Annotated in this window: 13 protein-coding genes; 7 read left to right on the top strand and 6 right to left on the bottom strand. The window is 68.9% G+C overall.

Annotation, left to right across the window (positions count from 1 at the left end; all coding sequences use genetic code 11):
- The first annotated feature begins 55 nt into the window (after positions 1–55).
- Genes H5407_RS15680 through H5407_RS15670 form a run of 3 tightly spaced genes read left to right on the top strand, consistent with a single transcriptional unit; the run spans position 56 to position 4240 of the window.
- Complete coding sequence (locus H5407_RS15680) at positions 56–976, top strand: uracil-DNA glycosylase (protein WP_310737659.1); 921 nt, start codon at positions 56–58, stop codon at positions 974–976.
- Positions 976–3081 (top strand): bifunctional diguanylate cyclase/phosphodiesterase, encoded by a 2106-nt coding sequence (locus H5407_RS15675; protein ID WP_183105409.1) that lies wholly within the window; start codon positions 976–978, stop codon positions 3079–3081. The genes H5407_RS15680 and H5407_RS15675 overlap by 1 nt, the downstream gene beginning before the upstream one ends.
- A 43-nt stretch (positions 3082–3124) precedes the next feature.
- Complete coding sequence (locus H5407_RS15670) at positions 3125–4240, top strand: SAM-dependent methyltransferase (RefSeq protein WP_183105408.1); 1116 nt, start codon at positions 3125–3127, stop codon at positions 4238–4240.
- A 107-nt stretch (positions 4241–4347) separates the two neighbouring features.
- On the opposite strand, the gene H5407_RS15665 is transcribed toward H5407_RS15670, so the two are convergent.
- The 5 genes from H5407_RS15665 to H5407_RS15645 all read right to left on the bottom strand — a co-directional run bounded on the left by H5407_RS15665 (position 4348) and on the right by H5407_RS15645 (position 9497).
- The gene (locus H5407_RS15665) at positions 4348–5568 is read right to left on the bottom strand and encodes a multifunctional CCA addition/repair protein (protein WP_183105407.1); all 1221 of its coding nucleotides are present in this window, start codon (positions 5566–5568) and stop codon (positions 4348–4350) included.
- A gap of 11 nt (positions 5569–5579) precedes the next feature.
- Complete coding sequence (locus H5407_RS15660; protein ID WP_183105406.1) at positions 5580–6083, bottom strand: TlpA disulfide reductase family protein; 504 nt, start codon at positions 6081–6083, stop codon at positions 5580–5582.
- Between the two features lie 111 nt (positions 6084–6194).
- Positions 6195–7340, bottom strand: coding sequence for a hypothetical protein (locus H5407_RS15655; RefSeq protein ID WP_183105405.1), 1146 nt, complete (start codon positions 7338–7340; stop codon positions 6195–6197).
- A 187-nt stretch (positions 7341–7527) separates the two neighbouring features.
- Complete coding sequence (locus tag H5407_RS15650) at positions 7528–8244, bottom strand: alpha/beta fold hydrolase (protein WP_183105404.1); 717 nt, start codon at positions 8242–8244, stop codon at positions 7528–7530.
- A complete protein-coding gene (locus H5407_RS15645) occupies positions 8241–9497 on the bottom strand; it encodes a CaiB/BaiF CoA-transferase family protein (protein WP_183105403.1) in 1257 nt (418 codons plus the stop codon). The genes H5407_RS15650 and H5407_RS15645 overlap by 4 nt, the downstream gene beginning before the upstream one ends.
- Before the next feature lie 52 nt (positions 9498–9549).
- On the opposite strand from H5407_RS15645, the gene H5407_RS15640 reads away from it, so the two are divergent.
- From H5407_RS15640 to H5407_RS15630, 3 genes are read left to right on the top strand one after another with little or no spacing between them, the layout of a single operon-like run.
- Positions 9550–10062 carry a hypothetical protein gene (locus H5407_RS15640; RefSeq protein ID WP_183105402.1) on the top strand — a complete coding sequence of 171 codons (513 nt, stop codon included), beginning with the start codon at positions 9550–9552 and terminating at the stop codon, positions 10060–10062.
- Positions 10063–10112: 50 nt separating this feature from the next.
- Positions 10113–10520 (top strand): PTS sugar transporter subunit IIA, encoded by a 408-nt coding sequence (locus H5407_RS15635; protein ID WP_183105401.1) that lies wholly within the window; start codon positions 10113–10115, stop codon positions 10518–10520.
- Positions 10517–10786 carry an HPr family phosphocarrier protein gene (locus H5407_RS15630; protein WP_183105400.1) on the top strand — a complete coding sequence of 90 codons (270 nt, stop codon included), beginning with the start codon at positions 10517–10519 and terminating at the stop codon, positions 10784–10786. Before H5407_RS15635 ends, H5407_RS15630 begins: the two co-directional genes overlap by 4 nt.
- A 42-nt stretch (positions 10787–10828) precedes the next feature.
- On the opposite strand, the gene H5407_RS15625 is transcribed toward H5407_RS15630, so the two are convergent.
- Positions 10829–11683, bottom strand: a complete 855-nt coding sequence (locus H5407_RS15625; RefSeq protein ID WP_183105399.1) for a GNAT family N-acetyltransferase — start codon at positions 11681–11683, stop codon at positions 10829–10831.
- Between the two features lie 142 nt (positions 11684–11825).
- On the opposite strand from H5407_RS15625, the gene ptsP reads away from it, so the two are divergent.
- The gene (gene ptsP / locus H5407_RS15620) at positions 11826–13604 is read left to right on the top strand and encodes a phosphoenolpyruvate--protein phosphotransferase (protein WP_183105398.1); all 1779 of its coding nucleotides are present in this window, start codon (positions 11826–11828) and stop codon (positions 13602–13604) included.
- The last annotated feature ends 147 nt before the right edge of the window (positions 13605–13751 follow it).

The raw sequence follows: 13751 nt of genomic DNA, 5'->3' as shown, positions 1-13751 counted from the left end.
TTGCCGCCCGCCAGCCCGCCTCACACCTGCCCCGTGCCGCGCTGAGGGCCCGCCTGTGAGCTGGGATGCCCGTCAACGCGCAATGCTGGAGGCCATGGGCCTCAAGGTCTGGATGCCGCTGCCCGACGCCTTGAGCGATCCGGCCCCGGCTTCGGAGCAGCCCCTCGCCGAGCGCCCAGCGCCGTCTCGAACGCTGCGCGAGCCGGCGCTGGAGGCTGCCGGTGGTGGTGGTGGTGCCCGCCAGGCCGCGCCCGCCCGCCCGGTGCTGGCGCCAGCCCCCGCGCCCATGCCAGCGCCGGCCGAGCCGCCGGCTGCGAGCCCTCTGCAGACCCTCCTGCCTGCAGCGTTGGTTGCGGCGCAGGGCGAGCGCGCCCATGCCATCCAGACCATGGACTGGGTCCAGCTGCGCGACAGCGTCGCGTCCTGCCGCGCCTGCGGGCTTTGCGAAGGACGGCAGCGGACGGTCTTCGGCGTGGGCCACGAGCAGGCCCACTGGATGATCATCGGCGAGGCCCCTGGCGAGCAGGAGGACCTACAGGGGGAGCCTTTCGTCGGCCAGGCCGGCAAGCTGCTGGACAATATGCTGCGCGCCCTGGGCCTGGGCCGCGGCAGTGCCGAGGCGCCGCAGCAGGTCTTCGTCGCCAACACCCTCAAGTGCCGACCGCCGCGCAACCGCAATCCCGAGCCTGCCGAGCTGGCCCAGTGCCTGCCCTATCTGCAGCGCCAGATCGAGCTGGTGAAGCCCCGCATCATCCTGGCGCTGGGTCGCTTTGCCGTGCAGACCCTGCTTCAGCGCAGCGAAGCCATTGGCCGGCTGCGTGGGCAGGTGCATGACTACCAGGGCATCCCCGTGGTGGTCAGCTACCACCCGGCCTACCTCCTGCGCAACCTGCCCGACAAGGCTCGGGCCTGGGAGGACCTGTGCCTGGCCCGCATGGTCTACCAGCAGCGGCTGGGCGAGACGGGAGCAGGCTGATGGCCGAGGGCGACACGGCACTGGACGAGCTGCAGCGCGCCCTTCGCGGCGCTCTCGAAGAGGCGCAGATGCTGCGCCTGCTGGCCGACAACGTGCCCGTGCTGATGGCGCTCTACGAAGCCCGCACCTTCCACTGCCGCTTCGCCAACCTCGCCTATGCCCGCACTTTCGGCCACAGCACCCAGTCAGTGCTGGGGCGGACCTTTGCCGAGGTCATCGGCGAGGAAGCCGCGCGCCAGATTCAGCCCTATGTGGACCAGGTCATGCAGCGCGGCGAGGCCGTGCGCTACGAACGGCAGATGCAGGCGCCGGACGGTCGCCCGCGTTGGCTGGAGGTCAATCTGCTGCCGCAGTTCGCGCCGGGGCAGGGGCCGGGCAGTCCGATCATCGGCGCTTTCGTGCTGATCAATGACATCAGCGAGCGGCGCTGCGCCGAAGCTGCCATGCGCGAATCCGAGGCGCGCCTCGACAAATTCATGCAGGCCACGGTGGAGGGCATCCTCTTCCACAAGGGCGGCATCATCACCGACGCCAATCCGCCGCTGTGCGAGCTGGTCGGCTACCGGCTGGACGAGCTGGTCGGGCAGCCGGCCCTGGACTTCGTCGCGCCGGACATGCGGCCCAAGGTCAGCAGCGTGATGATGGCTGGCCAGGAGCTGCGCTATGAATCCGCCATCCTGCATCGCAGCGGCGAGCGCATCCCGGTGGAATTCATCGTGCGTACGCTGGAGCGCCAGGGCGAGCGCCTGCGCATGACCATCATCCGCGACATCCGCGAGCAGCTTGCCACGCAGGCCCGCATCCACCACCTGGCCCATCACGATCCCCTGACCCAGCTGTTGAACCGTGCCGCCTTCATGGAACGCATGCAGGCCCGGCTGGACGACGCCCATGTGCCGCAGCGCTCGCTGGCCCTGCTCTTCATCGACCTGGACAACTTCAAGCGCGTCAACGACTCGCTGGGCCACCTGGAGGGCGATAAGGTCCTGGGCACGGTGGCCGATCGCGTCAGTGCCTGCCTGCGCAGCACGGACCTTGTGGGCCGCTTTGGCGGCGATGAATTCGTGGTGCTGCTGGCCGATGTCCGCAGCCGTGCCGACGTGCAGGCCGTGCTGTCCGCCCTGCTGGCGGTGGTGGAGGTGCCGGTGCAGGCGGATGGGCGCGACCTTTCGGTGACACCCTCCATCGGTGTGGCCATGTATCCCGAGCACGGCTCCAGTGCCGAGGAGCTGATCCAGCATGCGGACGCCGCCATGTACCTGGCCAAGGCCAGCGGTCGCGCCAACTACCGCTTCTTTGAGCCCGAGCTGGCCGAGCGCGCCTATGCCGACCTTGTGCTGGAGGCCGAGCTCGCCCTGGCCCTCACCCGCGACGAGTTCCAGCTCTTCTACCAGCCCCAGGTCGATGCACGCACCGGCCAGCTGCGGGGAGCCGAGGCCCTGCTTCGCTGGCGCCATCCGCAGCGCGGCCTGCTGACGCCCGAGGCCTTCATCGATGTGGCTGAGCGCCATCGCCTGATGTTGCCGCTCAGCGAATGGGTGATGCGCGAGGCTGCGCGCCAGAGCCGGGACTGGCATGAGCGTGGTGTCGCTGCGGTGCCCATCGCGGTCAACCTCAGCAGCATGCAGTTCCGCCTGGAAGACTTCGACCGCGTCGTGGCCCTGGTCCTGCAGGATGCCGGCGTGCCGGGAACGTGGCTGGAGCTGGAGCTCACGGAACGCATGCTCATGGACGACATCGAGCGTGTGCCGGCCTTGCTGCAGGCGCTGCGCGCCCAGGGGCTGAGCATCTCGGTGGATGACTTCGGGACGGGCTACACCTCGCTGTCCCACCTGGGCCGGCTGCCGGTGGACAAGCTCAAGATCGACCAGAGCTTCGTGGCCGGCCTGCCCGGTGATGGCAAGGCCGAGGCCATCACCCGAGCCATCGTGCAGATGGGCCTGGGCCTGGGCCTGCAGGTCAGCGCCGAGGGCGTGCGGGACCCCGCGCAGGCGCGCCTGCTGGGTGATTGGGGCTGCCACAGCCTGCAGGGCGAGCTCATCGGCCCGCCCATGCCTGCGACTGACTTCGAGCGCTGGCTGGGCCTGCGCCGCGCCGCCCCCTGAAGGACAGGCGCGCAGCAAGCGGCCCGGTCCCTACAATGCCCGCATGTCAGCGAACGATAGCTCCAGGCCGCAGGGCGCCGAGACCGGCTCGCCCCTGCAGCACCTGATCCGTGAACGCCTGGCCAGCGAGGGCTGGTGGCCCTTCGACCAGTTCATGAGCACGGCGCTCTACGCGCCGGAGTATGGCTACTACAGCGGCGGTCGCCAGAAATTCGGTCTGCTGCCTGACGGCGGTTCCGACTTCGTCACCGCGCCGGAGCTGTCACCGCTCTTCGGCCAGGCGCTTGCCGCCCAGGTGGCTCAGGCCTTGAGTCAGACCGCCACCGACGAGGTCTGGGAGTTCGGCGCCGGCACCGGCGCACTGGCGGAGCAGCTGCTCTCGACGCTGGGCGAGGCCGTGCGCCGCTATGTGATCGTGGACCTCTCTGGCACGCTGCGTGCGCGCCAGGCCGAACGTCTGAAGCCCTGGGCCCACAAGCTGGTCTGGCTGGACGCGCTGCCCGATCGCTTCAGCGGCGTGGTGGTGGGCAACGAGGTGCTGGACGCCATGCCTGTGCAGCTCATCCGTTTCGACGGCAGCCGGTGGCTGGAACGCGGCGTGGTGTGCGAGGGCGAGGGCCTGGGCTGGGCCGACCGCCCAACAGCCCTGCAGCCCCCCTGTGCGCCGCCGGACGGCTTCGTTCCGGGCTTCCTGACCGAGCTGCACGCCCAGGCCGAGGCCTTTGTACGGACCCTTGCGGCGCAGCTGGAGCGCGGCGCCGCCTTCTTCATCGACTATGGCTTTCCCGAGGCCGAGTACTACCACCCTCAGCGCAGCGGCGGCACGCTGATGTGCCACTACCTGCACCAGGCCGACCCCGACCCGCTGCAGCGCGTGGGCGACAAGGACATCACCGCCCACGTCAACTTCACCGGCGTCGCCTTGGCTGGGCAGGACGCCGGCCTGCAGGTGCTGGGCTACACCAGCCAGGCCAATTTCCTCATCAACTGCGGCCTGATCGAACTGATGGCGCAGGCCTCTCTGCCCGCGCGCACCATGGCGCACAAACTGCTGGCCGAACACGAGATGGGCGAGCTGTTCAAGGTGATCGGCTTTGTGGCGGGGCCGGAGTTCGAGGCCATCGGCTTCACCCGCGGAGACCGAAGCCACACGCTCTGATGACAGGGCTGGCATGTGGCGCATCGCGCCCGCGTCTGTGAGGGAGGCAGGCCTTGGTGCGCTCGGGCGACCGGCCAGTCAAGGCCTGACCCCAGGTCGGCGGAGGTTCACCCGGCCTGCTTCAGGGCCGCCAGGCGCGCGTGCCGGATGGCCTGGCCGATGCTTGGCCCCTTCAGGCCACGGGCGAGGGCGTCGGCACTGATGGCCGCCTGGTCCAGGGCCAGCAGGCGCCGCAGGTCGGCGCTCAAGCGTTCCCGCTGCGGATAGGGGCGATCCTCCAGGCCGGTGCGGCCGCGGGCATCGCATTCGCAGGCCAGCAACAGGTGCTCGATGCGCTCCGGGCGGCGCCAGGCGTCGCAGCGATCCAGCAGCCGCAGACGGGCCTCGGCGCTGAAGCCTTCGCTCTGGTGGACATGGGTATGTTCGCGCGCGACCAGCTCGGCCAATTCGCGGGCTTCGTTGGGGACGCGCCAGCGCTCGCTCAAGGTTCGGCTGAGGAGTTCGCTGCGACCCTCGTGGCCGATGTGGCGCGGCCATTCCTCGACAGGCGTCATGCCCTTGCCCAGGTCGTGGCACAGGCAGGCGTAGCGCACGCTCAGCGGGGCGTCCAGCGCGGCGCATTGGTCCAGCACCAGCAGCAGGTGGGCACCCGTGTCGATTTCCGGATGGTGCTGCTCGGGCTGCGGCACGCCAAAGAGGCGATCCAGCTCCGGTGCCAGGCGGGCTAGGGCACCGCAGTCCCGCAGGACCTCGATCATGCGCGAGGGCCGCGCCTCCATGAGCCCGCGCGCGAGCTCCTGCCAGACGCGCTCGGCGACCAGGGCATCCACCTCGCCGGCCCCGACCATGGCGCGCATCAGGGCGAGGGTCTCGGGCGCAACGCTGAAGTCATGGAAGCGGGCCGCGAAGCGCGCCAGGCGCAGGATGCGCACAGGGTCCTCGGCAAAGGCGGGTGAGACGTGGCGCAGGCAGCGTGCCGCGAGATCACGCTGGCCGCCATGTGGATCGATCAGCAGCCCCTGCGCATCCCGGGCCATGGCATTGATGGTGAGGTCGCGCCGGCTGAGGTCCTGCTCCAGCGTGACGTCGGGCGCCGCATGGACGCTGAAGCCGTGGTAGCCCGGCGCCGTCTTGCGCTCGGTGCGCGCCAGGGCGTATTCCTCGTGGCTCTGGGGGTGCAGGAAGACCGGGAAGTCTTTGCCCACGGGCTGGAAGCCGCGGTCCAGCATGTCCTGCGGGGTGGCTCCCACCACGACCCAATCATGGTCGCTGACCGGGCGGCCCAGCAGGCTGTCCCGGACGGCGCCGCCGACTTCGTAGATCTCCATGGCGACGCGGATCAGCCCTGCGCCAGCAGCTTCTCGATCAGGGCATGCAGCGCGGCGAAGTCCGGCTCGCCGACGAAGCGCTTGATGATCTCGCCCTGCTTGTTGATCAGCACGGTGGTGGGGGTCAGGCGTACGTCACCGAACCGACGGGCGATCTCGCCGGTGTTGTCGATGGCGACGCTGAAAGGCAGCTGACGGGTCTCGGCAAACATGGAGACATAGGCCGGCGGGTCATAGCTCATGGCCACGGCCAGGGTGTCGAAACCGCGCTGCTTGAACTTTTCGTGGGTGGCGATGATCTGCGGCATCTCGCGCACGCAGGTCGTGCAGCTGGTGGCCCAGAAGTTCACCAGCATGACCTTTCCCTGCCAGCTCGCGGAGTTCAGCTTCTGGCCGTTCAGCAGCACATAGCTGACCTCGGGTGCTTTCTGGGTCGAGAGCAGGCTCTGGTAAGCCAGCACACCGCCTGCAGCGAGGGCGACGGCAACAAGGGCGGGAATGAGGAAGCGGCGCATGGCAGGCGGCAACTGGGAAGGCAGGCGCCAAGTGTAGGTCAGCAGGGAGCAGCCCCGCCCTGCGCAGGGGCAAGCAATGCATCGCCGGCGGCGCGCCGGGCGGGCTCAGGTTTACAGGGACTTCGACAGCTCGAACAGCAGCATCGCCGGCAGGGCCTCGGCCAGGCTGCTTCGGGCGATGCGGGCCATGCCATCGGCCGTGGCGCTGGAGAGCTGGGTGAGATGGGCGCTCTCCTGCACCTCGATGAAGCAGAAGTCGGCCACCTCGCGGACGATGCCGGTCTTGAGTGTTTCGAGGTCGCTGCCGCGCTGCGAGCTCTCGAAGATCACGGCGTGCGGCAGGCCCTCCATGCAGAAGTGCTGGGCCTCGGCCATGGTGTTGACCACGTCGATGATCAGGCCCATGTGCCGCACGGCGTCCTGGATCTGCCCGCGCAGCTCGCGCCGCGGCGAGACGATCAGCAGATGGCTGCCCGCCAGCGGTTTGGAATTGGAGGAATTCGCGAACTCCCGCGCGTCAGGCATGCCCCAGCCTTCGGGCTGTTCGGGCTGAGGCGCGCCGGGCTCGTCCAGCAGGGTGTGCGGGAACTCCAGGGTCAGCTCGGTGATGCCGGCCTCATGCTCGCGCAGGGGCTGCAGGCCCATGGTCAGGGCGGTCTGCTCCAGCAGGCGCCAGGCCAGGGAATTCAGCGCCGCCGGCAGTTCCTCGTCCTGAGCCTCATCGACCAGGTCCAGGGAGCGGTGGGCGAAGCGGCAGCTCAGCCGGGCGCGCGCCGGCCAGGGGCTGAGGTCCAGGCGGAAGTCCACCGAGGAATGGGTGCAGGCCAGCGCCCAGTCCAGCAGGGCGTTGAGCAGGGCGAAGAGCAGGGCGCCGTCGCCCAGCACATCGGCCGGCCTGAGTACCTGGCGGATCTGGATGCCGCGGGCCAGGGCCTCGCGGCCGCGGTGGGCCAGCACGCCGCGCAGCATCTGGGTGAGCTGCAGGCGTTCCTTGGAGAGGCGAAGCTTGCCCGAGGCCAGGCGCGCCAGCTGCTGCCCCATCATGCCGGCCTCGCGGGCTTGACTGACACCCTCTCGCAGGGCGCGCAGGCTCTGGCGGTCGATCTGGCCGGTGGCGATGAGCGTGTGGATGCGTTCCAGGGCCTGGCTCAGCGGGCCGGCGATCTCGGCTCCCAGCTGCTGCACGATGTCCGCCCAGGCCGCGGAGTCGGCGCTGGCCGTCGCGGCGTGGGAGAGGGACTGCGGGCTGTGCTGCATGAAGGCTGGGGCTGGATTTCTGCGGATGACGGAAGTCAATCCGGTCTGGCCTGCCATGGTTGGCAGTCTGGCCTGCAGCGTCCATCCCGTGACTCGGGGGCGAAGCCGCAGGCCCAGGTGCTGGATTGTGAAAGCGGTCGCCGTTGGCAGGGCTGGGGTCTGCCCTTCCCTCAGCCTGGGGGCTGCGTCACGAATTGGTGCGATCCTGCGCCGCGGACAGCAGGCAGGCCAGCAGGGCCTCGGGGGCACTGATCATGGCGTCGTGCCCCGTGGCGATCTCGTCGATGATCCAGCCCGCCTCGTTGCGCACCCGCTGGCGGCTGGCAGCGATGGTGGCCAGCGCGGGCTCGGTGCAGTCGATGAAGCGCCGCGGCAGGCGGGCCCAGCGCTCGGCGTCGTAGGACAGGGCCTGATCGTAGACGCCGCCGGGGTGGGCGGTCTGGCGGCGCTCCACCCAGGCGGCATCCTCGGCTTGCAGGCCGAAGAGGCTGGGCGGCGCCGGCGGCAGCACACCCTGCTGGGCGATGAGGGCGCGGCGCTGGTCCTGAGTCTCGGGGCTGTGGCGGCTGGACCAGGCATCGCCCGGCCAGGGCACGACCGCATCCAGGTAGACAAGCTGGCCGATGCGCTCGTGCAGCCGATCCGCCACGCCGGTGATCACCATGCCGGCATAGCTGTGGCCGACGAGGATGCAGCGCTGCAGTTCCTCGGCCTCGATCACGGCGGCCACGTCCAGGATGTGCGTGTCCAGGGTGATGCCCGCCGGCCCGAGGTGGGCACGCTCGCCCACGCCGCTGAGGCTCACGGCAAAGGCCCGGTGGCCGGCCTTCCACAGCGCTGGCAGGATGCGTTTCCAGCACCAGGCACCATGCCAGGCACCGTGGACCAGGACAAAGTCACTCATCCGATCACTCCTTGTTCGCGCAGGGCCTGGACCTCGGCAGGCGACATGCCCGCCTCTCCCAACAACTCGTCCGTGTGCTGACCCAGCAGGGGCGGCGGGCGGCGGTACTGCACCGGCGTGGCCGACAGCTTGATGGGATTGGCCACCAACTGGAGCTGGTCGCTCAGCGGGTGAGCCATGGGCACAGTCATGCCCCGGGCCTGGACCTGGGGATCGGCGAAGACCTCGTCCAGGTTGTTGATCGCGCCACAGGGCACCTTGGCGGCCTCCAACTGGCTCAGCCAGTGCTGCCGCGGCTGCTGGCGCAGAACCTCGGCGATCAGCGGGACCAGTTCGGCGCGATGGCGCACGCGGTCCGCATTGCGCAGGAAACGCGGGTCCGTGGCCCACTCCGGGCGGCCGGCGATCTCGCAGAACTTGGCGTATTGCTTGTCATTGCCCACGGCCAGGATCAGGTGGCCATCACGGGTCTCGAAGACCTGGTAGGGCACGATGTTGGCGTGCGCATTGCCCATGCGGCCCGGCGCTTTGCCAGTGCAGAGGTAATTGGAGCCGAGGTTGGCCAGCATGGCCACCTGGGCATCCAGAAGGGCCATGTCGATGACCTGGCCCTGGCCGGTGAGGTCCCGGTGTCGCAGCGCGGCCAGGATGGCTACCGTCGAGTAAAGCCCGGTGAACAGGTCGGCCACCGCCACGCCCACCTTCTGCGGCCCGCCACCGGGTAGATCGTCGCGCTCACCGGTCACGCTCATCAGGCCGCCCATGCCCTGGATGGCGTAGTCGTAGCCGGCGCGGTCGCGGTAGGGGCCGGTCTGGCCGAAGCCGGTGATGGAGCACACCACAAGCCCCGGCTTGAGCGCCAGCAGGCTTTGCGCATCGAGCCCGTAGCGGGCGAGGTCGCCCACCTTGAAGTTCTCGACCAGTACATCCGCCTGCATCGCGAGCTTGCGAACCAGTGCCTGGCCCTCCGGATGGGCGATGTCAATGGTGATGGAGCGCTTGTTGCGGTTGGCGCCCAGGAAATAGGCAGCTTCGCTGCTGTCCTGGCCGTCCGCGGTCTTGAGGTAGGGCGGGCCCCAGGCGCGGGTGTCGTCGCCGCTGTCGGGGCGCTCGACCTTGATGACGTTGGCGCCGAGGTCGGCCAGGGTCTGGGTGCACCAGGGGCCTGCCAGCACGCGGGACAGGTCCAGCACGGTGACGCCGCTGAGGGCGCCGGGCGGCAGGGCCGCCAGGGAGGGGGTCGGGTCTTGCATGGGCGGATTGTGACCCCGGGACGGGGCGCCGCCACCCCTCGATAATGCGAGGATGACGCTGCTCAAGACGCTCCCGCACGCCGGCCTGCTGGTTGCCCTTCTTCTGCTGGCGGCCTGCGCGCCGTCCCAGAACTGGCGTGAGGTCCGCCCTGAGGGCAGCGGCGCCGAGCTGATGTTCCCCTGCAAGCCCGATCAGGCGCACCGCCCTGCGAGCGCCCAGGAGCCGGCCATGGGCCTGGCGGTGTGTCGAGCAGGTGGCTTGAGCTTCTCCCTCAGTTGGTCCGAGATGCCTCGGCCTGACATGCTCGGCCCGGCCTTGCTGGCCATGGGCGAGGGCCTGCGCCAGCGGTTGAAGGCCCCGGAAGCCGTCTGGCAGGCCGTGCAGGTTCCGGGCATGACGCCGCGCCCGGAGTCGGGTCAGCAGGCCTTGGCCGGCCCGGGGCAGCAGGCGCGCCAGGCCCTGTTCTCGCGCGGCCTGAAGGTCTACCAACTGGTCATGCTGGGCCCCAGGGATGACGAGCCCGCCTGGCAGAACTTCGTCGCATCGGTGAGATTGCCGGAGTGAGGGGCTTGTCCCAAGCGCGCGCCGCCTCCTTGCCCGCTGATAATGGCCTCATGACCGGCTTGCTGCTCATTGCCCACGCTCCGCTGGCCTCGGCCCTCAAGGCCGTGGCGGAGCACACCTTTCCGCATTGCGCCAGCCAGCTGTCCGTGCTGGACGTGACGACGGATATGTCGGCCGATGATGTCGAGCAGCGTGGCCGCGCCCTGATCCTGCAGGCTGGCCACGAGGATGTGCTGGTGCTGACCGACGTCTATGGCGCGACGCCCAGCAACGCCGCCCAGCGCCTGGCCGATGCCCAGGGGCATGTGCGGGTGCTCAGCGGTGTCAACGTCCCCATGCTGTGGCGCAGCCTCTGCTATGCCCATGAGCCGCTGGCGGCGCTCGTGCAGCGCGCCAGCCAGGGTGCCACGCAGGGCGTGGTGCTCAGCGAATTGCCCTCCAACCCCGCGGACCGATGATCAAGACGACCCTCACCATCAGCAACAAGCTGGGCCTGCATGCCCGCGCATCGGCCAAACTGACCAAGCTGGCAGGCGCTTATCAATGTGAGGTCTTCCTGAGCCGCGGCAGCCGCCGCGTCAATGCCAAGAGCATCATGGGCGTCATGATGCTGGCCGCAGGGATTGGGTCCCAGGTCGAGCTGGAGACCGACGGACCGGATGAGCAGGCCGCCCAGGACGCCATCACCGCCCTGGTCAACGACAAGTTCGGCGAAGGCGAGTGAGGCCCCGGTGTCCGGCCAGGCAGGACGCCGTGTCGAACGAGCTCAGGACGCCGCGCCCAGGAAGTGGCGGCGGTAGCGGGCCGGCAGGTCGTCGATGCGCATGAGCATGGGCAGGTCGGCCGTGTTGAAGTCCGGATCCCAGGCCGGGCGCCCCAGGATGCGCGCGCCGCAGCGCAGATAGCCCTTGATCAACGGCGGCGGCTCCACTGCCAGGTCCTGGCGCAGCTCATCCACCGGCAATGCCAGCTTGGGCGTTACCTGCCATTGCTCGGGCGCCATGTGGCTGCCCTTGAGCTGGTGCCAGAGGCTGGCGGCGTAATGCCCGCCGTCGCGCATGCTGACGCTGGCGCAGCCGATCATGGTGTCCAGTTGGTTGCGCACCATGAACTCTGCCAGGGCGCCCCAAAGAGCCATGATGGCGCCGCCGGAGCGGTGCTCGGCATGCACGCAAGAGCGGCCCAACTCCACCATGCGGGGGCGCAGAGCCTGCAGGGGCGCAAGGTCGAATTCCGTCTCGCTGTAGAGGCCTCCGGCACGCAGGGCCGCTTCCGGCGTCAGCACACGGTAGGTTCCGATGACCTGGGCGCTGTGGCCGTCCGCGGAGATGGCACGCACCAGCAGGTGCTCGCAAAAGGGGTCGAAGGCGTCGATGTCGTGGGCGGCGGGAGCCTCGGCAGGCGGATTGAGCCGGGCGCCCATCTCCTCGATGAAGACCTCGTACCTCAGGCGCTGGGCGGCACGGACCTCGTCGGGCGTGCACGCCCAGGCCACGTCCAGGCGAGGCTTGCCCTCACCCGTGCCTGCAGTCGGCTGCGCAGCGTCTGGAAGTGACCTCCGTTCCGCCTTGGGCGGCCGGATTTCCGAGAAAGGCAGGGTGGGCAGGGGGATGTCCCTCATGGGTGGCCTCGTCGTGCTGTGACGGTCGCCATGCTCGACGCTGGGCATGACGTGCCCGTGACCGCTTCTTGACGTTGACATGACAGGCTCGAAGCGGCACTTTGCCCGTTTGGCCCAGGAAGCCGGCTGCTACAGTCGGCGCATGAGCTTTCAGGTCTTCGGCATTCCCGTGTCTCGGGGTGTGGCCATCGGCCGCGCCGTGCTGGTGGCGTCCAGTCGTGTGGACGTGGCCCACTACTTCATCGACCCCGCCCATGTGCCTAGCGAGATCAAGCGCGCGCTGCGCGCACGCGACGAGGTCGCCCGCGAGCTGGAGTCGCTCAAGGAAGACATGCCCGAGGATGCGCCCCACGAGCTTGCGGCCCTTCTGGACGTGCACCTGATGCTGCTGCACGACGAAGCTCTGCTGGGGGCGACGCGGCAGTGGATCGTCGAGCGCCATTACAACGCCGAGTGGGCGCTTTCGGCCCAGCTGGAAGTACTGGCGCGGCAGTTCGATGAAATGGAAGACGACTACCTGCGCGAACGCAAGGCAGATCTCGAGCAGGTGGTGGAGCGCCTGCTGGGGGCCATGGCTGCCGAGCAGGGCCAGACCAAGGTGGGTGCGGCCCAGGTGGTGCAGCGTGACTTCGCTGGCGAGGATCCGTTGCTGCTGGTCGCGGCCGACATCGCCCCGGCCGACATGATGCAGTTCAAGCGCAGCGTGTTTCATGGCTTCATCACCGACATCGGCGGCAAGACCTCGCACACGGCCATCGTGGCGCGCAGCATGGACATCCCGGCGGTGGTTGGCACTCGCGAGGCCTCTCGGCTGATCCGCCAGGACGACTGGGTCATCATCGACGGCGACAGCGGCGTGGTCATCGTGAACCCCTCGCCCATCGTGCTGGAGGAGTACCGGTTCCGGCAACGCCAGAGCGAGCTGGAGCGAGCTCGCCTGGCCCGCCTGCGGCACACCCCGGCCGTCACGCTGGACGGCGAGCGCGTCGAGCTGCATGCCAACATCGAGCTGCCGGTCGATGCGGCGGCGGCCGTGGAGGCTGGTGCAACGGGTGTGGGCTTGTTCCGCAGCGAGTTTCTCTTCATGAACCGCGACGGCGAACTACCCAGCGAGGAAGAGCAGTTCCAGGCCTACAAGGCGGCCGTCGAGGCGATGCGGGGTATGCCGGTGACCATTCGTACGGTGGATGTGGGGGCCGACAAGCCCCTGGACCGCATGTCCGCCAATGAATTGCGGCACGAGCACGTGCTCAACCCGGCCATGGGCCTGCGCGCCATCCGCTGGAGCCTGGCCGAACCCAGCATGTTCCGCCAGCAGCTGCGTGCCATCTACCGGGCCAGCGCCTTCGGCAAGATCCGCCTGCTGATCCCCATGGTCGCTCACCTGAGCGAGATCCGGCAGATCCAGGAGACCCTCAAGCGCGTCAAGCAGCAACTGGATGACAACGGGCAGGCCTACACGCAGGTGGATCTGGGCGTCATGATCGAGATTCCGGCCGCAGCAGTGATGCTGCCGCTGTTGCTGCCGCATGTGGACTTCGTCTCCATCGGGACCAACGACCTCATCCAGTACACCCTGGCCATCGACCGCGCGGACGAGGCGGTTGCTCATCTGTATGACCCCTGGCATCCGGCGGTGCTGCAGCTGATCGCCAGCTCGATCTCGCAGGCGCGTGCGGCGGGCAAGTCGGTCAGCGTCTGCGGCGAGATGGCGGGCGACGCGGTCTTCACCGATCTCCTCCTGGCCATGGGCTTGCGCAGCTTCTCCATGCATCCGTCCCAGATTCCTTCGGTCAAGCAGCGCATCCTGCGCGCTGACTCCCAGAAGCTGAAGGGGGCGCTGCCGGTCATCCTTTCTAGTGAGGACCCGGAGAAGACGGCGAGTTTGGCCTTCGCGGCGAGCTCGCAGCGCATGCATTGAGGGCCCGCCCTGGGCCTCAGCAGGAATTTCTCTCGAATCTCTTGCGCAGGCCGAAAAAGCTGTGCTACAGTCTAAGGCTTCGCTGCTGATGCAGTGCTTTGAAACGAAGCGCGAACAGAGGCAGTGAAGACGCAAAAGGATTTCGAT

This window comes from Mitsuaria sp. WAJ17 (genome assembly GCF_014174515.1).
GTDB lineage: Bacteria > Pseudomonadota > Gammaproteobacteria > Burkholderiales > Burkholderiaceae_C > Roseateles_B.
The sequence above is the reverse complement of the archived record's forward strand: the minus strand, read 5'-3'. Positions and strand labels throughout refer to the sequence as shown.